The sequence below is a fragment of the Clostridium sp. OF09-36 genome, from assembly GCF_003481985.1.
In the GTDB taxonomy this organism is placed as follows: Bacteria; Bacillota; Clostridia; order Lachnospirales; family Lachnospiraceae; genus Brotaphodocola.
On sequence record NZ_QUMD01000008.1, the window covers coordinates 98,106 to 117,988 of the forward strand.

General features: G+C 48.5%; 28 protein-coding genes and 1 pseudogene. 12 read left to right on the plus strand and 17 right to left on the minus strand.

Features of this window, described 5'->3' with window-relative positions:
- Positions 1-318 precede the first annotated feature (318 nt).
- Positions 319-1,184, plus strand: a pseudogene (locus DXA97_RS08595) (LysR family transcriptional regulator).
- Positions 1,185-1,272: 88 nt separating this feature from the next.
- Here the strand turns inward: DXA97_RS08595 and DXA97_RS08600 are convergent.
- The gene (locus DXA97_RS08600; protein ID WP_118540368.1) at positions 1,273-1,815 is read right to left on the minus strand and encodes an NADH peroxidase; all 543 of its coding nucleotides are present in this window, start codon (positions 1,813-1,815) and stop codon (positions 1,273-1,275) included.
- Positions 1,816-1,988: 173 nt separating this feature from the next.
- Here DXA97_RS08600 and DXA97_RS08605 point away from each other — a divergent pair, with 173 nt between their 5' ends.
- The 7 genes from DXA97_RS08605 (at position 1,989) to DXA97_RS08625 (ending at position 5,809) form a co-directional block, all read left to right on the plus strand.
- A complete protein-coding gene (locus DXA97_RS08605; protein WP_118540369.1) occupies positions 1,989-2,198 on the plus strand; it encodes a DUF378 domain-containing protein in 210 nt (69 codons plus the stop codon).
- A 96-nt stretch (positions 2,199-2,294) separates the two neighbouring features.
- Complete coding sequence (locus DXA97_RS08610) at positions 2,295-2,987, plus strand: MBL fold metallo-hydrolase (protein WP_347561520.1); 693 nt, start codon at positions 2,295-2,297, stop codon at positions 2,985-2,987.
- A complete protein-coding gene (locus tag DXA97_RS22060; protein ID WP_347561521.1) occupies positions 2,984-3,115 on the plus strand; it encodes a hypothetical protein in 132 nt (43 codons plus the stop codon). The genes DXA97_RS08610 and DXA97_RS22060 overlap by 4 nt, the downstream gene beginning before the upstream one ends.
- Positions 3,112-3,729, plus strand: coding sequence for a threonine/serine exporter family protein (locus DXA97_RS08615; RefSeq protein ID WP_243107595.1), 618 nt, complete (start codon positions 3,112-3,114; stop codon positions 3,727-3,729). The genes DXA97_RS22060 and DXA97_RS08615 overlap by 4 nt, the downstream gene beginning before the upstream one ends.
- Positions 3,726-3,923 carry a threonine/serine exporter family protein gene (locus DXA97_RS20830; protein ID WP_243107596.1) on the plus strand — a complete coding sequence of 66 codons (198 nt, stop codon included), beginning with the start codon at positions 3,726-3,728 and terminating at the stop codon, positions 3,921-3,923. The genes DXA97_RS08615 and DXA97_RS20830 overlap by 4 nt, the downstream gene beginning before the upstream one ends.
- Positions 3,924-4,039: 116 nt before the next feature.
- A complete protein-coding gene (locus tag DXA97_RS08620; protein ID WP_243107597.1) occupies positions 4,040-4,483 on the plus strand; it encodes a threonine/serine exporter family protein in 444 nt (147 codons plus the stop codon).
- 51 nt (positions 4,484-4,534) lie between these two features.
- On the plus strand, positions 4,535-5,809 hold the full coding sequence (locus tag DXA97_RS08625; protein ID WP_182436839.1) for a dihydroorotase: 1,275 nt from the start codon (positions 4,535-4,537) through the stop codon (positions 5,807-5,809).
- A gap of 79 nt (positions 5,810-5,888) precedes the next feature.
- Here the strand turns inward: DXA97_RS08625 and DXA97_RS22065 are convergent, their stop codons facing one another.
- Together DXA97_RS22065 and DXA97_RS22070 are read right to left on the minus strand one after the other, a co-directional pair.
- Positions 5,889-6,701 (minus strand): hypothetical protein, encoded by an 813-nt coding sequence (locus DXA97_RS22065; RefSeq protein WP_347561522.1) that lies wholly within the window; start codon positions 6,699-6,701, stop codon positions 5,889-5,891.
- Complete coding sequence (locus tag DXA97_RS22070) at positions 6,698-7,345, minus strand: hypothetical protein (RefSeq protein WP_347561524.1); 648 nt, start codon at positions 7,343-7,345, stop codon at positions 6,698-6,700. The genes DXA97_RS22065 and DXA97_RS22070 overlap by 4 nt, the downstream gene beginning before the upstream one ends.
- A gap of 144 nt (positions 7,346-7,489) precedes the next feature.
- On the opposite strand from DXA97_RS22070, the gene DXA97_RS22075 reads away from it, so the two are divergent.
- The 4 genes from DXA97_RS22075 to DXA97_RS08640 all read left to right on the plus strand — a co-directional run bounded on the left by DXA97_RS22075 (position 7,490) and on the right by DXA97_RS08640 (position 9,584).
- Positions 7,490-7,705 (plus strand): hypothetical protein, encoded by a 216-nt coding sequence (locus DXA97_RS22075; RefSeq protein ID WP_347561525.1) that lies wholly within the window; start codon positions 7,490-7,492, stop codon positions 7,703-7,705.
- A gap of 53 nt (positions 7,706-7,758) precedes the next feature.
- Positions 7,759-8,196: a LytTR family DNA-binding domain-containing protein gene (locus tag DXA97_RS22080; RefSeq protein ID WP_347561526.1), complete on the plus strand. Its 438-nt coding sequence runs from the start codon at positions 7,759-7,761 to the stop codon at positions 8,194-8,196.
- A 78-nt stretch (positions 8,197-8,274) separates the two neighbouring features.
- On the plus strand, positions 8,275-8,586 hold the full coding sequence (locus DXA97_RS22085; RefSeq protein WP_347561527.1) for a hypothetical protein: 312 nt from the start codon (positions 8,275-8,277) through the stop codon (positions 8,584-8,586).
- Between the two features lie 44 nt (positions 8,587-8,630).
- Entirely contained in the window at positions 8,631-9,584 is a 954-nt protein-coding gene (locus DXA97_RS08640; RefSeq protein ID WP_347561528.1) for a GHKL domain-containing protein, read from the plus strand.
- 33 nt (positions 9,585-9,617) lie between these two features.
- Here the strand turns inward: DXA97_RS08640 and DXA97_RS08645 are convergent, their stop codons facing one another.
- The 14 genes from DXA97_RS08645 to DXA97_RS21550 form a co-directional block, all read right to left on the minus strand.
- On the minus strand, positions 9,618-10,394 hold the full coding sequence (locus DXA97_RS08645; RefSeq protein WP_118719529.1) for a nucleoside phosphorylase: 777 nt from the start codon (positions 10,392-10,394) through the stop codon (positions 9,618-9,620).
- 71 nt (positions 10,395-10,465) lie between these two features.
- Positions 10,466-11,251 carry a nucleoside phosphorylase gene (locus DXA97_RS08650; RefSeq protein WP_118719531.1) on the minus strand — a complete coding sequence of 262 codons (786 nt, stop codon included), beginning with the start codon at positions 11,249-11,251 and terminating at the stop codon, positions 10,466-10,468.
- 2 nt (positions 11,252-11,253) lie between these two features.
- Positions 11,254-12,189, minus strand: a complete 936-nt coding sequence (locus DXA97_RS08655; RefSeq protein WP_118719533.1) for an ABC transporter permease — start codon at positions 12,187-12,189, stop codon at positions 11,254-11,256.
- Positions 12,186-13,265, minus strand: a complete 1,080-nt coding sequence (locus DXA97_RS08660; RefSeq protein ID WP_118719535.1) for an ABC transporter permease — start codon at positions 13,263-13,265, stop codon at positions 12,186-12,188. Before DXA97_RS08660 ends, DXA97_RS08655 begins: the two co-directional genes overlap by 4 nt.
- Positions 13,255-13,935, minus strand: coding sequence for an ATP-binding cassette domain-containing protein (locus DXA97_RS22090; RefSeq protein ID WP_347561529.1), 681 nt, complete (start codon positions 13,933-13,935; stop codon positions 13,255-13,257). Before DXA97_RS22090 ends, DXA97_RS08660 begins: the two co-directional genes overlap by 11 nt.
- A complete protein-coding gene (locus tag DXA97_RS22095; protein WP_347561531.1) occupies positions 13,905-14,597 on the minus strand; it encodes an ATP-binding cassette domain-containing protein in 693 nt (230 codons plus the stop codon). The genes DXA97_RS22090 and DXA97_RS22095 overlap by 31 nt, the downstream gene beginning before the upstream one ends.
- The gene (locus DXA97_RS22100) at positions 14,594-14,809 is read right to left on the minus strand and encodes an ATP-binding cassette domain-containing protein (RefSeq protein ID WP_347561532.1); all 216 of its coding nucleotides are present in this window, start codon (positions 14,807-14,809) and stop codon (positions 14,594-14,596) included. Before DXA97_RS22100 ends, DXA97_RS22095 begins: the two co-directional genes overlap by 4 nt.
- A 97-nt stretch (positions 14,810-14,906) precedes the next feature.
- Complete coding sequence (locus DXA97_RS08670; protein WP_279221147.1) at positions 14,907-15,899, minus strand: BMP family ABC transporter substrate-binding protein; 993 nt, start codon at positions 15,897-15,899, stop codon at positions 14,907-14,909.
- Positions 15,900-15,910: 11 nt separating this feature from the next.
- Positions 15,911-16,102: a hypothetical protein gene (locus DXA97_RS21545; RefSeq protein WP_279221144.1), complete on the minus strand. Its 192-nt coding sequence runs from the start codon at positions 16,100-16,102 to the stop codon at positions 15,911-15,913.
- Positions 16,103-16,224: 122 nt separating this feature from the next.
- Complete coding sequence (locus DXA97_RS08675) at positions 16,225-16,962, minus strand: GntR family transcriptional regulator (protein WP_118719537.1); 738 nt, start codon at positions 16,960-16,962, stop codon at positions 16,225-16,227.
- Between the two features lie 38 nt (positions 16,963-17,000).
- The gene (locus DXA97_RS08680; RefSeq protein WP_243107598.1) at positions 17,001-17,729 is read right to left on the minus strand and encodes a nucleoside phosphorylase; all 729 of its coding nucleotides are present in this window, start codon (positions 17,727-17,729) and stop codon (positions 17,001-17,003) included.
- A 95-nt stretch (positions 17,730-17,824) separates the two neighbouring features.
- Positions 17,825-18,802 carry a nucleoside hydrolase gene (locus DXA97_RS08685; protein WP_118719539.1) on the minus strand — a complete coding sequence of 326 codons (978 nt, stop codon included), beginning with the start codon at positions 18,800-18,802 and terminating at the stop codon, positions 17,825-17,827.
- Between the two features lie 157 nt (positions 18,803-18,959).
- Positions 18,960-19,649, minus strand: a complete 690-nt coding sequence (locus DXA97_RS08690) for a PfkB family carbohydrate kinase (RefSeq protein ID WP_347561533.1) — start codon at positions 19,647-19,649, stop codon at positions 18,960-18,962.
- Complete coding sequence (locus DXA97_RS21550) at positions 19,637-19,858, minus strand: PfkB family carbohydrate kinase (RefSeq protein WP_279221145.1); 222 nt, start codon at positions 19,856-19,858, stop codon at positions 19,637-19,639. Before DXA97_RS21550 ends, DXA97_RS08690 begins: the two co-directional genes overlap by 13 nt.
- Positions 19,859-19,883 lie beyond the last annotated feature (25 nt).

Below are 19,883 nucleotides of genomic sequence, written 5' to 3' on the forward strand. Positions count from 1 at the left end.
TCAAAACATATTCTTTTGAAACTTACACTCCTTGTGAAACCTAAGAGTAATAAGGTTGCTGTTTGCGCAACACGTAAACAGTAACGTAATGAGGCGGCCGCGTTATTACCTGTTGTTTATGGCATCATTATATCGATTGTATTTCGGATTGTACATTTACTAAAAATGATACCCCCATAAAAAAAGGTTAAGGCTTTTTTCGGTTTTTCGGCACAATCCCCTAATTTCATGGTATAATTTTTGTCATCTAAGACCGGGTTTTGGTGTATTTTTCCTAATTACCCGGGAAATTTCGTGAAAAGGAGAATCTGGCGCTTTATGAAAATTGTCCAATTAGAATACTTCTGCGCAGTGAGCCAGTACCACAGTATTACCCAGGCAGCACAGAAGCTCTATGTCACACAGCCTGCGATTTCCAACGCCATCAAGGAGCTGGAGAAGGAATTTTCCGTCAGTCTTTTTGTCCGCTCCAAAAATCACCTGACCCTGACTACCGAGGGCGAATTGTTTTATCAAAAAGCAAGCGAACTTCTTGCGTCCATCAAACAGACTACCCAGCAGTTTTACGATCTGGGAAAACAGATTCCACCGATCCGCATCGGCATTCCCCCGCTTTTAAGCACGATCTTTTTCCCGGAAATGCTTCTGGATTTCCAGAAACAGTACCCGGATATCCCGGTAGAGCTGTTTGAATACGGTTCCATCCGCGCTGCATCCCTGGTGCAGGAGGAAACGCTGGATCTGGCCCTGGTCAATATGCACTTTTATGATATCGATAAAATGAATACCTTCCGCATCCAAACCGAACATCTGGTATTCTGCGTCTCCAAAGAACACCGTCTGGCGAAAGAAAAAGAAGTGACAATAGAAATGCTGCGGGACGAGCCCATCATCATGTATAATACAGATTCCGTGCAGAACACTACCCTGAATTCGCGCTTTGAAAATGCAGGATCACCCCGAACGTCATTTTACATGCCAGCCAGCTCTATACGATCGAACGCTTTTTACATAGTGGAAACTGTGGCGCTGTCCTCTATTCTTCTCTGGTGAAGCATATGAATGGGGTAAAAGGAATTCCGATTGACCCGGTTATCCAGCAGGAAATCGGTATTGTGTGGAAAAAAGGAAAATATATCAATGGAAGTGTGGAAAAGTTTTTGAACTTTGTGAAAGAACGGTAGAAAAATGATATGCGCTTATCAAAAAAGGTGGTTTCGTATTCCATAGAATGAAATACGAAACCACCTTTTTCACATCATGCTATATGAATTAGCCAAAATATCTCTTTAACAGGCCCTCAAATGCTCTTCCGTGTCTTGCCTCGTCTTTTGCCATCTCATGAACGGTGTCATGGATTGCATCAAGATTTGCAGCTTTCGCGCGCTTAGCCAGGTCAAACTTGCCCTCGGTTGCACCGTGCTCTGCAGCAACTCTCATCTCCAGATTCTTCTTGGTAGAGTCGGTAACTACCTCACCTAACAGCTCCGCAAACTTTGCTGCATGCTCTGCTTCCTCGAATGCTGCCTTCTCCCAGTAAAGACCAATCTCCGGATAGCCTTCTCTGTGTGCAACTCTTGCCATAGCCAGATACATACCAACCTCAGAGCACTCGCCCTCGAAGTTTGCGCGAAGATCCGCTAAGATGTCCTCGCTGACACCCTGTGCAACACCTACAACATGCTCAGCAGCCCAGGTCATCTCACCTTCCTGCTCTTTGAATTTGGAAGCCGGTGCCTTACAAACCGGGCAGAACTCCGGTGCAGCCTCTCCCTCGTAAACATATCCGCATACAGTACAAACCCATTTCTTCATAACTCAGTTCTCCTTTTCTTCATTTGATGTGTGATATTCTAACTTTTGTCTCTTCATTAATATTAGTAATTGTTACTGATATTAATTTAGCACAGGTCCATCAGTTTGTCAACACTTTTTAGGTATAATTTTTCTTTTCCTGCGCAAACTTACTCTTGTAAGGAGGAAATCTCATGAACAACAAAGCTATGGACTGCACCGCGCTGACACTTACCATCATCGGCGCCGTTAACTGGGGACTGATCGGATTCTTCAATTTTAATCTGGTTGCATTTTTGTTTGGCAGCATGACCTGGATTTCCCGGATCATCTATGCCCTCGTCGGTCTTTGTGGACTATATCTTATTAGTTTCTATATGAAAACCGGAGAGGTGGAAGCGTGAATGCGCTTCCACTTTTCTTCTGCTTATGTTATGATGAATGCAGATTCACAAGTTACATTTCCCTTGAAAAGTTACTCAGAAAGTGAGGAATCTGCGATGAAGATTACATACATAAAACACAGCGGTTATCTTCTGGAAAGCGATCAGGCACTGCTGCTTTTCGATTTCTGGAAAGGTACCCTGCCACCCTTAGCTCCAGAGAAAGACCTGTTCGTATTTGTCAGCCACCGCCACGAAGATCATTTTAATCCAAAGATTTTCAATCTGGCAGTTTCTCATCCCAAAATCCACTTCATCCTTTCCGATGACATCTGGCAGAACAAGGTTCCGGAGCATCTGCATGGTCTGACCTGGTTTGTGGATCCCGGAAAGGTCCGGGAGTTTAAAGAAGGCGGCGGTATCCGCGTTACTGCATTTAAGTCTACCGATGAAGGGGTTGCTTTTGTTGTGGAAACCGGGATTTTTTCTTCCGGCGCCGATTCGAGCACGGATTCTGGACTGAAACAAAAAATCGCTTTGACAAACCAGAAACACTTCACCATTTACCACGCCGGTGACTTAAACAACTGGCGCTGGAATGGCGAACCACTTGCCTGGAACAACAACATGAGTACCAATTACCAGCGGGAACTGGAAAAGATCAAGCAGCCGGGTTCCACCCGGATGTCGCCATGGTTCCGCTGGATGGCCGGCAGGAAAATCTGTTTTACCTGGGGCTCGATGATTTTATGCGCACAGTCGGAGCGGATATGGTACTTCCGATGCATTTCTGGGAAGACTTCAGTGTGATTGACAGATTGAAGGGTATGGAATGCAGTGCCGATTACCGAGACCGCATTGTGAACCTTTCCAAAGAAGGAGAAAGCTTCTGGTATCCGGAGGCTCCGTCCCATGATGAAACAGGAGTTCTTTCATGATGACTTGGAATACCAGTTCCGGGGCAGGAGCCGATCCCGCACAGGAAATCCTGCTGCTCGCCATGAAAGCGGGACAGATCCAGCTGGAAAACGGAGCTGAAATTTTCCGGGTGGAAGATACGATCATGCATATCTGCCGCGCTTATGGCCTGCACTCTGTTAATACCTTTGTCCTGAGCAATGGTATTTTCCTAAGCTGCGGTGATGAGGACGAACCACAGTTTGCCAAAGTCCTGCAGATTCCGGTAAACAATACCAATCTGCGCCGGGTAGCAGAAGTCAACCAGCTTTCCCGCCGCATTGAAGATGATGGACTTGATCTGGAAACGGTCCGCCGGGAACTGAAGCGCATAGAGGAACAGCCCGGTTTTCCTGCGGCCCTGCAGATTGCAGTTGCCGGAGTCTCCGGTGCCTGCTTCAGCGTCATGTTTGGCGGAACTCCATGGGATTTTTTTTGTTCCATTGTCATCGGGAGCCTTTACCAGGCTTATGCTTTGTATTTGGGAAATCCGCACTTTGGGCGGATCGTGCGCAGCATCCTCGGCAGTGCTGGATCACCTTTTTGTGCATTCTCTGCTACCGGTTCGGTCCGGGGCAGAATTTTGATGCCATGATCATTGGCGGCATTATCCTTATGGTACCGGGAGTTGCCTTTACCAACGCCATCCGCGATATGGCCGACAGTGACTACATTGCCGGGTCCGTCCGGATGATGGATGCCATGCTGGGCTTTTTCTGCATCGCGATCGGAGTTGGTTTTGTCATTGCATTGTACGGGATTCTGGCAGGTGCACCACTGCTGCCCTGATCACTTCGAAGATTTCCGGACTGCTTCTGAACTGCCCTGATCATTTCGAAACGCTCCAGATTTTCTCATGACTTTCTGGATCGTTTTCCCGACTTAGATACTTTATGGAGGTTCTCATGCTTCATCTACTGATACAGACCATTTCAGCTGCGATCGCCACAGTCGGTTTTTCCCTGCTGTTTGGCGTTCCACCGCGCTATTACCCCAGCTGTGCCTTGATCGGAGGAGTCAGCTGGCTTGCTTATCTTGTGCTTGTTCCTTACAGTTCCGTGACCATTGCCACCTTTGCTGCCACGGTCATTGTGATTCTCATGTCGCGCTGGTTTGCGGTGCGGAAACGCTGTCCGGTCACAATCTTTCTGATCTCCGGCATCATCCCGCTAGTCCCGGGTGCTGGAATCTACCGGGCAGCTTATTACGCCGTTACGGACCAGCTTTATCTGGCGGCCCAGACAGGTTTTGATGCTTTAAAAATGGCCGTTGCCATTGTACTTGGGATTGTATTTGTCTTCGAGATCCCGCAGGCTGCATTTCGGATTGGAAACAAACAAAACGTATAGAAACATTTTTCTTGTTATGCAATACAGAAAAAAATAATAGGAGGATTTACCATGCTGTTACTTCACAACGGACGGGTCATCGACCCGAAATCCAATCTTGACCAGGTCATGGATCTGGTGACCGACAACGGAAAAATTCTGGAACTCGGAGAACACTTAACGGAAAAATATTCGGATGCAGATAGGATTGACGCATCTGGTCTTGTTGTTGCCCCGGGCCTTATTGATGTACATGTGCATTTTCGCGATCCGGGACTTACTTATAAGGAAGATATTCATACCGGCGCAGCCGCTGCTGCGGCTGGCGGTTTCACCACGGTAGTCTGCATGGCCAACACGAAACCGCCGATTGATAACGTGGAAACTCTGGAATATGTCCTCGCCGAAGGCAAAAAAACTCCGATCAATGTCTTAAGCGCTGCCAATATCACCATCGGCATGAAAGGTGAAGTGCTCACAGACATGGAAGCGTTAAAAGCTCATGGTGCAGCCGGATTTACCGATGACGGCATCCCGTTAAAAGATACTGCTTTGGTAAAAAAAGCAATGGAAGAATCTGTCCGCTTAAACGTGCCGTTAAGCTTTCATGAAGAAGATCCGGCCCTCATCACGAACAACGGCATCAACCGCGGCGCCGTTTCCGAGCATTTCGGCATTGGCGGCTCTCCGGCTGTTGCAGAAGATGTTCTGGTTGCACGCGACTGCATGCTGGCCCTGCACACCGGTGCCCTCATCGACATCCAGCATATCAGCTCCGGGCATTCTGTCCGCATGGTCGAACTGGCCAAACAGCTTGGTGCCCATGTCATGGCAGAGGTGACTCCGCACCATTTCAGTCTCGATGAAGCCGCTGTCTTAAAGCACGGCACTTTGGCAAAGATGAACCCGCCGCTGCGCACTCTGGAAGATAAAGAAGAAATCCTGCGCGGATTAAAAGAAGGCGTGATCGACATCATCGCCACCGACCATGCACCACACAGCGCAGAAGAAAAAGCAAAACCGCTGACCGAAGCACCGAGCGGCATTATCGGCCTGGAAACCGCTCTGGCACTGGGTGTCACCAACCTGGTCCGGGAAAATGTCCTGACTCTGCCGCAGCTCATGGAAAAAATGAGCTTAAACCCGGCTATCCTTTATCATCTTGAAAAGAACAAAGGGCATTTAAGCGCCGGTGCAGATGCAGATCTGGTCGTCTTTGACCCGGAAGAAAAATGGACGGTAAAAGAGTTTAAATCCAAGGCTGCAAACTCTCCGTTCATCGGAGAAGAGCTTTACGGCAAGGTGAAATACACCATCTGCGGTGGAAAGATTGCTTATAAGGATTAGAACACTAAGAAATAGGGCCGTGTGAGTTGCCTTTCGGCAGCTCACACGGCCCTTGTCATATACTTATATTGTTATACTGCTAATCATCTTCCACCGGTGCCAGCTCGGTAGTCTCTACCTTCGGCGGCATCAGCTTGGAGAATACGATAAATGCAATGAATGCTGCAACCAGACCCGGGATAATGGACTGGCTGAATTTGATTCCGAACAGTACCCCTTTAGAAACATGCTCTAAGTAAACCACTACGATGGTTCCTGCGATCAGGGAAGCAATGGTTCCTGCAGTGGACGCTTTCTTCCAGTAATGTCCCATGACATACGGGAAGAAGGAGCCTGCTGCTCTTAAGGTAAAGCAGAACATCAGGATGGTTACGATGCTCTGGGTGTTAAACAGCGCAATGAACATGGAGCAAACACCTACCAGGCACATAACAATCTTGGTGACTTTCATAACGGACTCACTGGATGCATCCGGTTTTAATACAGCTTTGTAGATATCATTTGCGAAAATGGATCCTGCACCCAGAAGGTCAGAGTCAGAACTGGACATGGTTGCAGAAATGATGCCTGCAAACAACAGTCCGCAGATCAGAGCCGGCATGGTATTCATAGCCAGAACCGGAAGTGCATAACGTGCGCCTACGGATGCGAACTGGTCGGAGCTGAACTTGCCCATGTTGATCAGAGCCAGGGTGATGATACCCAGAACCGTCGGGATAAACGCATAAATAAAGTTTACCAGAGCTGCCAGCCATGCACCGCCCTTTGCTGCTTTCTCATCCTTTGCTGCATAGAAACGGGATACTGCTTCCTGTCCTACAGAGAAAGTAGCCACATACATAATAACAAGAGAAATCACACCAAACGGGCTGTAACCCTGGAACAGATTCATGGTCCTTCCGGAACATTTGCTGCAACATTGCCCCAGCCGCCTGCATAGTTCATGGCAAACGGAACCGCGATGATCATACCAATGACAATTAAGAATACCTGTACGAAGTCGGTCAGGGTAACGCTCCACAGACCGCCCATGATCGAGTAAACGGTAACAACCACTGCCACAATAATAACAGCCACCTGATAATCAATGTTTAACATGGTGGAAAGAACAACTGCCGATGCAATGAACTGACCAGCCGTTACACCAATCAGCGGAAGCAGCATGATGATCGCAGTGATCAGACCACACTCTTTGCCGTAACGTCTGCGGAAATATTCCGGAACAGTCTTAACTGTAGCCGCACGGAACTTCGGTGCTACAAAACTTAAGATGACAAATGCAATACCCATGGTGATGATATACCAGGCTGCACTTAAACCATAACCTGACATACCATTCTGAACAACGCCCAGGGAACTTCCTCCGCCAATCTCAGTTGCTGCCAGTGTACCGGCCATTAATACCGGTCCCAAACGTCTGCCCGCTACCATAAAATCCGTGTTATTGGTAATCTTCGTGGAAGAATACCAGCCAATCCACAGCATGAACAGCAGATACACGACAACGATTGCTGTAACTATAATGTTTGTACCCATACACATACCCTCCTATCGTGTTTGACAACTTCGCGAAAAAGTTGTATAAATTGTTTATGTTTTAAGTTTAGCACAGGTTTTGTGTGTGCAAAACTGCCAAATATGAAAAAACACAACCAAATCTGTAACCTGGAGGATAATACCATGCTGAACATTGCCATATGTGATGATACACCGGAAGAACGGGAACTGGTATGCGCATTGGCCCGGCGTTATTTTGAAGAAAAAAACTGTCCGGTCCGCTTTTCCGTTTACGATTCCATGCAGGCTGTTCTGGATTCCGGCATTGCTTACGATCTTTATTTTTTAGATGTCCTGATGCCGGGAAAAAGCGGGATTCAGGCGCCGCCGACCTCCTGAAGCTTTATTCCGATCCAGTTATCATTTTCATTACATCCTCCCTGGAATCTGCGGTGGACAGCTACCGTGTCTGCGCATCTGGTTTCCTGTTAAAACCGGTACACTGGGAGGACTTTCAAGAAACCATGGACCGGGTATCCGCACAAAAACTGACACCGCCTGCAGCATACCTTTCGGTTATCGTGAACCGGGTTCCTGTGCAGCTTTCCCTGGACCGGATCTCCTGCTTTGAGAACAGGCTCCACAAGGTCTACGCCACCCTGACCGATGGCAGCGTTATCGCCGTAAGCCAGAAGCTCTCCACAATTTTAGAGGAGCTTTCGGGGCAGCCGGTATTTCTGCGATGCCATCAAAGCTACATTGTCAGTCTGACGCATGTCCGCACTTTGGAAGACTCCTGCTTTCAGATGGAAGACGGCACTTCCATCCCAATTTCCCGTGCTTTCTATAAAGAAGCCAAAAATGCTTACTATCATTACCGCCTGCGCTAGTGCAAGCCGCATTCCCGGTTCGCACGATGTGCACAGCAATACACTTGCATCTCACAGAAACAAAGGAGATTTTTACTTATGAATGACACAGCCTGCCATGTTTTCCAGGATCTGATCAATCTTTCCGTACGCATGATGCCGATTTTTCTCTGCCTGGAACCGAAAGACAAAAACCGGGAGACCATTGCAGCCTGCTCTGTCTACCTGTGGGCTATCATGATTTTCACCCAGTCTCTGTTTCACATCCCGGATCGGACGTTCTGGCTCTTCCAGGGATTTTTTTCGTGTCTGTTTTTCCTGGTTTTACTGGTCTTTTTTCAGGGCGCTGCAGTGGAAAAACTGTTTTTCTATCTGTCTGCTGGATGCTCGCAGATCTGTCTTCCTTTTTAAACCGTTTTTCTGCCTGGTATTTCAAAAGCCTGATTCCTTTGTCTATGGAACAGCTTTGTACCATCATTTCGCTGGTCAATGCCACGCTCTGCGGTACCTTTGTATTCTTCTGGATGAAAAAACGGGCCAGGGAAATATTCCGAAGTCTTTCTCCAAGATTTTCCCTGCTCTTAGCTGCTTACCCGGCTTTGTTTTTGCTGATCCAGTTCACCGGTGAGCGTGCGCTCTTCCCGCATGGCATTCCATCCGGTCAAAGCCAGAGCCTGCTTCTGTTCTTCCTGATTCTCTGCGTCAGCCTGCTCTTACTCTATGTGCTCACGTTAAACAGTACCGCACAGATCGTAAAGCGCAAACAGACAGAGGAAGAACTTACCTTTGCCCGCCAGATGATCAACAAACAGCGCGAACATTATAACCAGACCCTTGAATACATCGAACAGGTGCGGATCATCCGGCATGACTTCCGGCATCATATCCATGCCCTGCTCTACATGGACAAGGAACAGCAGGTAAAATACTTGAAAAATCTCCAAAAAGAACTGGAAAATGCCGAGCAGCAGATTTTCTGCGAAAACCAGGCAGTAAACGGCCTAATCCAGGAATACGCAGGCCGGGCAGACAAAGCCGGAATTGCGTTCACCGCGCGGCTGGATCTGTCCGCCCATATTCCGATTGATGACCTGACTCTGTGTATCGTCATCGGGAATCTGCTGGAAAACGCCATGGAGGCTTCGAAAAAAATGACAGAAAATCCTTTCATCCGCATCCAGGCACGCATGGAAGGAGATCATCTGCTGATGCTGGTAGAAAACGCATATAACGGAAAAATTCAGGAGAAAAACGGAAAAATCCTTTCCAGTAAAAAAGACGGGGGGCTCGGGATGCTGAGTATCCAGCGCATCCTGAACCGCCCCGAAGACGAATTTGATGTTTACTTTAATGATGATACTTTCACGTCCATGGTCCGGATCGGCATAGACCCTTCGGTTCACCGATAGAACGCTCCCTCAGGGAAACTTTCTATACGGAAGCTATACAGAAGCAGCGGCCTGTCTGTCTTTCCGGATCATGATCTTCATCGCCTCAATCCCTACCTCAATGGCGCGCTCTTCCCAGCCGCTTGGATAATCATCGGCGTCATTGGAGTACTCTCCAAAATTGGTAGCGCTGATCATGACGCTGGAAGTACGGATGCCTAATGATGCCCCGATCAAAAACAGGATGGAGCATTCCATGCTGGTATTCGTGGCGCCGCCTTTTAAGTAAGAATCCCACTTTTCTTTCAGTTCATGGTAAACCGGCTTCGTTTCCGGCTCTGCTTCGGTATAATAGGAATCTTTTGTGATGGTCACGCCGATGTTGTACGGATAGCCAAGCTTCTTTGCCGCTTCTTCCAGTGCTTTTAACATTTCATAATCCGGCACTGCCGGAAATTCAAACGGCAGATAATGATTGCCCGTTCCTTCCATGCGCACTGCACCGTTTGGGATCACGACATCTCCGAGTTTCACCTTCGGGGATGTGGAAGCCGCAGAACCGATCCGCATCATCGTATGGGCTCCGCAGGAATAAAGCTCCTCGATCGCGATTCCGGCAGATGGTCCGCCGATGCCGGTACTGGTTACCGTAACCGGAACTCCTTCCAGAGTCCCGGTATACGTCAGATATTCCCGATGATGGGCAATCTTCACCGGATTGTCAAAATGGTTTGCGATCAGGGTTGCCCGCTCCACACTGCCGGGCAGGAACACATATTTTCCAACCTGATCCGATGTTACCCCCAAATGCATAGTTTTTGCTTCTGCCATATTACACCCTCCACACTTTCTGCTGCATATTGTTGTTTTCAATCCGCAGTCTGTCATTTCACGAAGCCGGATTAAGCTTCTTTTTCCCCTCCCTGCTCTTTTTCAAAGCGGTAAATGGCCTCCAGAACCACCTTGATCTCCTCGTCCCAGCCGTTTGCCAGTCCTTCGTTTGCGGTTTCATAGATCACTTCCCCCGTGATCAGATTGCCGGATACCGCACTGATCATGGCAGCGCGTTTCTTCCGGCGGGTGCATACCGTGTAAAGCGCAGAGCTCTCCATCTCTACATTCAGGCATCCATAAGAAGAAAGTTTCTCGATCCATTCCTGGGTCTCTCCATAAAATGCATCATCGGATGCGTTAATTCCATAGTAAACCTTGCCCGTTAATTCCGGCTGCATCTCCCTTGCCGTGTCAATGATGGTACGGGTCAGATCAAAATCCGGTACCGCCGGGAAACAGTCCGGCACATAAAACCGGCTGGTTCCCTCATTCTTCATGGAACCGGTGGAAATCATCAGATCGCCGATCTTAATTCCCTCCTGCAATGCTGCACTGCTTCCGATCCGGATCAGGCATTCTGCTCCGATGTTCATCAGCTCTTCCGCTGCGATCGCAGTGGAAGGGCAGCCCATGCCGGTCGAGGTAACAGAGATTTTTACGCCCTTATAATATCCGGTAAACGTCCGGTGTTCCCGGTTGTTTGCCACCAGTTCTGCATGGTCAAGATACTTTGCCACGCGGTCAGAACGCGCCGGATCGCCCGGGAGCAGGACATATTTTCCGATATCACCTGGTTTCAGATGAATATGATACTGTTTTTTCCCAAGTGTCTTACTTTCCTTATCAAGTGCCATGATCATGCCTCCTCTATATTTTTCAGTTTTTTCTCAGCAGCCATCGTTTTCTGAATAGAATAAATGGTCAAACCTGCAATCGTTGCCAGGTACGGAAGCATCTGGATGAACTCAGACGGGATTTTCAGTACCTGAAGGATATTCGACATGCCATCAAAGAATGCGAAGATCATGGAAGAGAGCAATGCGCCTGCCGGCGTTGACTGTCCCATGGAACATGCTGCCAGGGCAATGAAACCGCGTCCTGCAGTCATATCACGCACAAACATATTTAAGTAACCCATGGAGAGGTACATGCCGCCAAGTCCGGTCAGCACTCCGCAGAGTAAAATAGCCAGGAAACGGATCGCTGTCACATTCTGTCCGACACTGGACGCTGCATTCGGGTTCTCGCCCACCGCACGCATCCGCAGTCCCATCGGGGTTTTGTAAAGGAAAAACCAGATCACGACAACCATGATCAGCGCGAAATACGTTAACGCATTGTGACCGGAAAGAATGCTTCCGATCACCGGAATATCTTTGATCACAGGAATGTTGATCTGCGGGAAAGAGAAGCTCTTTAAAGAAGAGGAATTTCCCTTTTCACCGGTAGCCAGCTGCAGTACAAATACAGTTAAGCCGGAAGCCATGGTATTGACCGCCGTACCGCAAAGTACGTTATTCGCCTTTAAGATCAGGTGGAAATACGCAAACAGCGCGCTCACAGCCAGGGCAGCTGCCATGCCTGCCACGATGCCCCAGAAAAGACTGCCGCCAAAGGCACTTCCCAGCACTCCGGCGAGTGCGGAAATCAGCATAATGCCTTCCAATCCCAGGTTTACCACTCCGGCTCTGGAACAGATCACGCCGCCAAGCGAAGAAAAGATGATCGGAGTCGCCACACGAATCCACATATAAATAAATTCCGGGCTGACAATATAACTTAAAACTTTCATTGCTTTGCCGCCTCCTTTTCCTCTTCTTTTGCTGCTTTCACGATCAGGCTCTGTCTCCAGCCCTTTAACAGGGCATCTGCCGCGATCAGAAACATCATCACACCCTGGATAATATCCACGACCTCACGTCCCACATCACTGCTGCGGGCCATGATATCTGCGCCTACATTCAGATAACCAATGAACGCTGCTGCAAGCGGAACCAGAAGCGGATTGCTTCTTGCAAGCAGTGCAACAACGATACCCGTCCAGCCATAACCAGGGGAAGTCGTCCATTTAAACCGGTTATACATGCCAAGGATCTCTGCACCGCCACCCATTCCGGCAATGGCACCTGCGATAACCTGGGCCGCAACCATAAGACCGGTAACTTTTAATCCGGAATACTTTGCAAAAAGCGGATTCTCACCGGTAATACGCAGCTTTGTACCAAATGAGGTGCGGTACAGGAAAAACCACACCAGTACACACAGAATGATTCCAAGAACAATTCCCGCATGGATTCTGGTACCGGCAATCACCACCGGAAGTCCTGCAGTTTCTTCAAATTTTAAGGAAGCCAGGCTGGAGCTGCTCACTTCGCGGAAATGGTAACTGACCAGGTAAATGGCAAAAAACTGCACAACATAGTTTAACATAATCGAGGTTACCAGCTCACTGACATTCCATTTCATTTTCAACAGTGCCGGGATCATGGAAACAATCGCTCCGCAAAAACCGGCAAACAAAATTGCCACAGCCGGATGAAGCCCGCCCGGAAGCTTACAGGCAATCGCAACGATCATGGCTCCGGAGGTTCCGATAAAGAAGGAGCCTTCTGCGATCATGGAAAACTGACCGGAACCAAAAATGATGATAACCGCAAGCGCCGTGAACATCAGCGGTGCTGCTGCCTCTATGATATTTCCGATCCTTCGCAGTGAAGTAAATGGTCCGATAAAGAAACTGGTGATGGCCGTCATCGGATCATCGCTGACGATCAGAACGATCAGGGAAACCAGCGCACAGGCAATGAAAATGATCAGCGCCAGCTTGACCGCATCTACCAGCAAATTGATTTTTTTATTACTGTTCATGGCACGCCTCCCGGATTTCTTCCTCTGTCTGTTTCTGGATACCAAGCATATAGGTTCCAAGCTCTTCCTCGGTTATGCTGGCAGTGTCCTTGATATAAGCGGCGATCTTACCTTCATAAAATACCAGCAGACTGTCTGAGAGTCCCAGGACCTCATTTAGATCGGAGGTTACCAGAATGACGCCGTTTCCAGCATCCCTGGATTCCACCAGCCGTTTACGGATAAACTCGGTTGCACCGACATCGACACCACGGGTCGGCTGATCTGCGATGATCACCTGCGGATCACCGGACAGTTCTCTTGCCAGCACCACTTTCTGGATATTACCGCCGGACAGACTGTCAATCGAAACATCCTGGGATTTGCACAGTACCTGATACTGCTCTACCATTTCATCTCCGTAGTTTCGAACTGCTTTCCGGTTGATGATCCCGTGCCGGAAAAACGTTTTCCAGTTCAACTTATCCGCGATCATATTTTCTGTCAGCGACAGCTTCGGGGCAATTCCCATCGTCATGCGGTCTTCCGGAATATGGGCTACCTTCATGCCGCGGATCGCAGCAACGGAACTTCCCTTAATATTTTTCCCGGCAATTTCGATCGTACCGGATGCATAACCGCCCATTCCGGTCAGTGCTTCTACCAGTTCTGTCTGACCGTTTCCTTCCACACCGGCAATGCCAAGGATCTCCCCTTCCTTAACGAAAAAGAAATTCTGTCCACCGCCCGTTTGCCATTTTCACCAAGGATCACCAGATCTTTGATCTTTACCAGGGTTTCTCCCGGATGGCACGGAGCTTTTTCCGTGTTCAGGATGACATCACGTCCTACCATCAGTCTGGAAATGTCCTGCTCGGTCACGGAAGCAACCTCATGCACGCCCATGGTGACACCGCGGCGGATGATGGTAATGCGGTCACAGATCTGCTTGACCTCCTGGAGCTTATGCGAAATGAAAATGATCGTGTAATCATTCTGTTTCAGATGAAGCAGTTCATCAAAAAGTTCCTGCGTTTCCTGAGGTGTCAGCACGGCTGTCGGCTCGTCCAGGATCAGGATCTTCGCACCACGGAAAAGCGCCTTCAGGATCTCAACACGCTGTTTCTGTCCTACCGTCAGATCTTCTACTTTTTTATCCGGATCCACATAGAGGTTAAACTTTTTGCCCATCTCCTCTACCTGTTTTCTGGCATACGCCAGGTCAACCCGAATTCCTTTTACCGGTTCCATTCCCATGATGATATTTTCTGTTACAGTCAGGGACGGTACCAGCATGAAGTGCTGATGGACCATGCCCACGCCCAGCTTGATCGCCATCTGCGGGGATGTCATATGTACTTTGTTCCCATTGATATAAATTTCTCCTGATGTAGCTGCTCTTCGCCAAACAGGATTTTCATAAGCGTGGATTTTCCGGCTCCGTTCTCACCGGAAAGAGCATGGATCTCACCACGGTTTACTGACAATGTCACATCTTTGTTTGCCATAACGCCATTGGAATAGACTTTGACAATATGGGACATTCTTAAAGCTTCTTCCGCCATTCTCAACACCTCACCTGCAACCAGTTTCCCTGTGTTTTTATTTTTTAATAGAAAAAAGCCGGAGGGGCCGGCCCTCCGGCTGTAAATATCATTTACATCACGGTTTCATGCTGTCACGCAGTGCTGCAACTTCATCTGTGCTCATATCAAATGCAGTACCAACGGTAATTTCACCATCGATGACTTTCTGCTCGGTCTCATCGATAAATTTCTGGATATCTTCCGGAACGATTGCTTTGTAGTTTTCGTTCTTTGCAAGACCTACTGCTCCGCTGTCAAGACCAAGGGTGTAATCCTGATCCAGGCTCATCTCGCCATTCTGCCATCCTTCGATTGCGGTGTAGATCGACTCACCAACATTCTTTAAGCTGGAGGAAAGAACATTTGCTGCAAGGTCCTTATCAGACTCAGCCAGCTCGGAGTACAGATCCTGGTCACATGCGATCAGATATTTGTCTGCATTCTGTGCTGCGGTTGCTGCACCAAGGATAGACTGGGATGCCGGTGCGTATACGATCTGTGCACCCTGGTTGTAAAGCTGGGTGGTCATCTCCATACATTTGGAAACATCCTCGAAGGAACCAACATAGGAAGTCATAACCTTGATCTCCGGATCAACATACTGGATACCCTCCAGATAACCTACCAGGAAATCGTTGATGTTTGCGGTATCCATGGAACCAACAAAGCCGAGAACCTTCTGGGAGGCATCGATCTTTGCATCGCCGGACTCTAACATCTTTGCTGCGAGTACACCGGAAAGGTAAGCAGCCTGGTTTGAGTAGTAATTTAAGCCCATCATGTTGTTGTCTTTTACAACATCACGGTCAACAGAAGCATCGAAGATCAGGTAGTTTTTATCTGGGAACTGTGCAGCAATATCCTGTGCCAGCTCTTTTACAGACCAGGTACCGGAAACGATCATATCCCAATCCTGCTCGGATACATCCAGATAGTTGCCTTCGTAGCTTGTCTCGTCACGGCCCATCTCTACGGTTTTGACTTCAGCACCCAGCTTGTCTTTTAACATCTGCATGCCGCTCTCAGCAGAATCGTTAAAGCCCTTATCACCAAGGCTTCCGTTGCACAGGTATACAACCTTTAACGGTTTGTCGCTGCCTTCGGTCTTTTCCTCAGCCTTAGCTCCGTGCTCTCAGCTGCATCTGCCTTCTCTTCCGTCTTCTCTGCTGCCGGTGCTGCTGTGGTCTCCTTGCTGGAAGAACCGCCGCATCCTGCCAGGACGCCTGCTGTCATTGCTGCTGCCAGTGCTACGCTTACTACTTTCTTTTTCATGATGATCCTCCTCATTAGAATAAATTATGTACAAACTGCCTTGGGCAGCTGTATTTCTTTATGATCGTTATTCTCATTCTTCCTGTCTGTGTAACTCTTTACCCGATTCACACACACAAATCTTATCTTCTTCGTTCCATGGAAAAACGGTACCAGTTCCCATCCATCCAGTATTTGTGGTAGGAAACCGCATGATCGCCCTCCGACAGTACATCGTCCATCACGATCAGGATCGATGTCTTCGGCTTGTCGGTTTCTTCTTCCGTCCACTCCATGGCGCTCATGGAAAGTTCCGAGCGCTCTGCTTTCCGGTAAATCTGATTCAATACAAAATCTTCAATTTCTTTCTGGTCATCTACGGAAATGCCTGTTTTTTCTACCTCCAGCACCGGGATTACCGTTACCGAAGATGCAACATGCACTTCCTTCACAAAATATTTCGTATCCACGGCAAGTGCAATGAAAGATCCCCGCTCCAGACCCAGAAGATCACTTACCAGTTTTCCTCCATTCTGAAAGGAAATTATGGATTCGGTTCTTGTAACCGGCTGCTGGCATCCGGTCAGACACGGATTTACGATCTGAGAAATGCCGGTACGGCTGCGTTCCATCTGCCCCGTCACCGTCGTCTTTTTTCCCTGCATCTTGTAGATCAGACCATCCTCCTCCAGCTTGCGCACTGCCAGGCGGATCGTACTGCGGCTTACATTCCAGTATGCTGCCAGCGCATTTTCACCCGGAATCGTATCGCCTTCCTTTAAAGCCCCGCTGCTGATCCTTTCATATATGATATCGTAAATCTGAACGTAATATGGAATATTCAGTTCTTTCAGCTTTGGCAGACTTGCACAGTCATTCATAAATCAGGCATTCTCCTTATCCTCTGCGATCAGCGTTCTCATAGCTCAAGCGCTGTGCGGATTGCTCTGTCTTCGATATCGATATCGGTCTTTCTGCCGTTTGCCGAATAATCCTTATAGCTGGTTGCACTCGCCATAACACAGCCGGTACGGATGCCAAGAGATGCGCCTACGGAAAAGAGGACTGAACACTCCATGCTGGTGGAGGTTGCACCGCCTTTTTCATAAGCCTCCCATTTATAGATCAGTTCCGGTCCCACCGGTTTGGTTTCCGGTGTAGTCTGGGTGTAAAATGATGCCTTGGTAATGGTCACTCCGATGTTGTATGGCAATTCCAGTTTCTGTGCCGCCTGCTCGATGGCTTTTACAACCTGGAAGTCCGGCACTGCCGGAAATTCTACCGGAAGATAATGGGCGCTGACGCCTTCCATCTTTACCGCTCCGTTTGGGATCACAACATCACCAAGTGATACCTTTTTCGACGTGGATGCGCAGGTTCCGACGCGGAGCATGGTGTCCGCACCGCACTGGTAGAGCTCCTCTACTGCAATTGCTGCGGACGGTCCGCCGATTCCGGTACTGGTAACCGCTACCTTCACCCCGTCCAGTTCCCCGACAAATGTACGGAACTCCCGGTTGTAGGCGATTTCCTTCGGATGATCGAAGTATGCTGCAATCTTTTCGGTGCGCTCCGGACTTCCCGGAAGGAATACATAACGGCCGACTTCCCCTGGTTCCAGTCCAATATGCATCATTTTCTTTCCCATAACGACTTCTCCTTTTTTGTGATGATTTTCTTTATGGTTCTTTTTTCTTTGATATTTCCGGTTTCACTTCTGACCGAAACGAGAACCGTCCGTCTTTATTTCCAGTTATATCTTCCCGGTGTCATATCCTGAAAAACAGCAAACAGTCTTCTGACTGCCACTTCTGAATTAACACTGATGCAGGCTGCAATTTCTTCCCGGTCCAGATTTGGGATAAATCCCATATCTTTCTTGATCATGCCCTTGAATGGCTCATGTTCATATTCCACACTTGCCCGGATCATCTTATAAATGCCAAGGCTCGGATCTTCCGCGATCAGCATAGCCAGCGGGTCATGCACTACGCAGGCATTTGCCATACCCATAGATACCCGGTGGAACTCAAAGTAGAACTTTAATACTTCGCGGATATATTCTGCAATTGGCTTGCACTCCTCAGAAGCGTATTCGCAGAGGTTTCTGACATCCCGGTCTGTAATGAACGTTTTCATAGTTACGTCCAGGCCTACCAGTGTCAGATGAAACCCTGCTCCAAACACAACATCCGCTGCCTTGGCATCTCCGTGGATGTTGGCCTCTGCATAGTTATTGATGTTGCCTGGAACATCGATGCAGCCGCCCATGGACACTACTTTTTTCACTTTTTTCGGCAGTTCCGGATCTTTCAGATATGCCTTAGCCAGGTTGGTCATCCGGCCAGTCGTGATGATGATCAGCTCTCCGTTTAACTCATTCGCCTTGCGGATGATAAAGTCCTCCGCTTTTTCGTCTAACGGTTTCTGGCTGCTCTCTGGCAAAATCACATTGCCAATGCCGTTGTCACCATGAATGAATGCCGGAGCGGATTCAAACACGCCCTCTAAGGATTCATTTGCCCCAACTGCAACCGGGACTTCATAACCACAATTGGAAAGTTTGATCAGGCGGAGACTGTTGTCCGCTGACTGCTCTGCATTGTTATTGCCAAAACAGGTGGTAATTCCCTCCACATGGAAGTTTGGAGAACGCAGTGCATAAAGGATTGCCAGGGAATCATCCACTCCGGTGTCCGCATCGATTATAATATTTTTCATTTATAAATCCGCTCCTTTTTATCTTGTATGCTTATAATAAAACATGGCTACCATGTTTGTCAACACGATAGCCATGTTTTATTGTAATTTATGACAGCTTTTACAATTACTTGCCAAAATCATCATGGAAATTGCCCAATATTTTTTTGTGATGCGCTTACAAAATTTCTTTTCTTGCCGGGAAAGATGGCTGCGCTCCGGCACGCGTTACCGCAATCGCACTCGCTTTTGCTGCAAATTCCAGCGCTTTTTCCAGGGAATTGCCCTCTGCGAGGCTGCACGCCATAGCACCGGTAAAGCAATCCCCCGCACCGGTTGTATCCACCGCTTTTGCCTTCACGGCAGGAACACGTTCCAGGTTTCCACTCTCATCCAGCGTGCAGCATCCGTCAGAGCCAAGTGTAATGATCGGATGCGCAACGCCCATCTCCTTAAGCGTATGAAGCTCGCGCTCCGGCTGGCAGGTTTCTCCCTTACGGCCAAGTACCTTCATGATCTCGGTCTGGTTCGGTTTTACAATGGTAAGTCCGCAGATCAGCTCTTTCGGAAGTTCTCTCGCCGGAGCTGGATCCAGAATGACGGTCTTTCCCGCTTTCTTTGCCATTTCTGCCACATAACAAACCGTCTCAAACGGAATCTCAAGCTGCAGGATCACAATGTCACTTGCCTCGATCACATGCTTCACGGAATCCACGTAGGCACGATCCACCAATTCATTGGCTCCCGGAATCACAATAATGCTGTTGTCACCTTCTGCATTTACCGCGATCAGCGCCGTTCCGGTGCTGACTCCTTTTACAGTCCGGATGTACTCCGTGTTAACACCGGCATGTTTTAAACTTTCCAGCTCATACGCCCTGCTGCATCATCGCCAATTGCGCCGAGCATGGTGACATCCCCGCCCAGATATGCGGCTGCATAAGCCTGGTTGGCACCCTTTCCGCCCGGTTTTAAATCCAGCCCCTGGCCAGAAACCGTTTCTCCGACTCCCGGCTGCTTTTGCACATGGGTCACATAATCCATGTTAATGCTTCCGACCACTACGATTTTCTTCATGTATCTTCCTCTGCTTTCCTCGGTG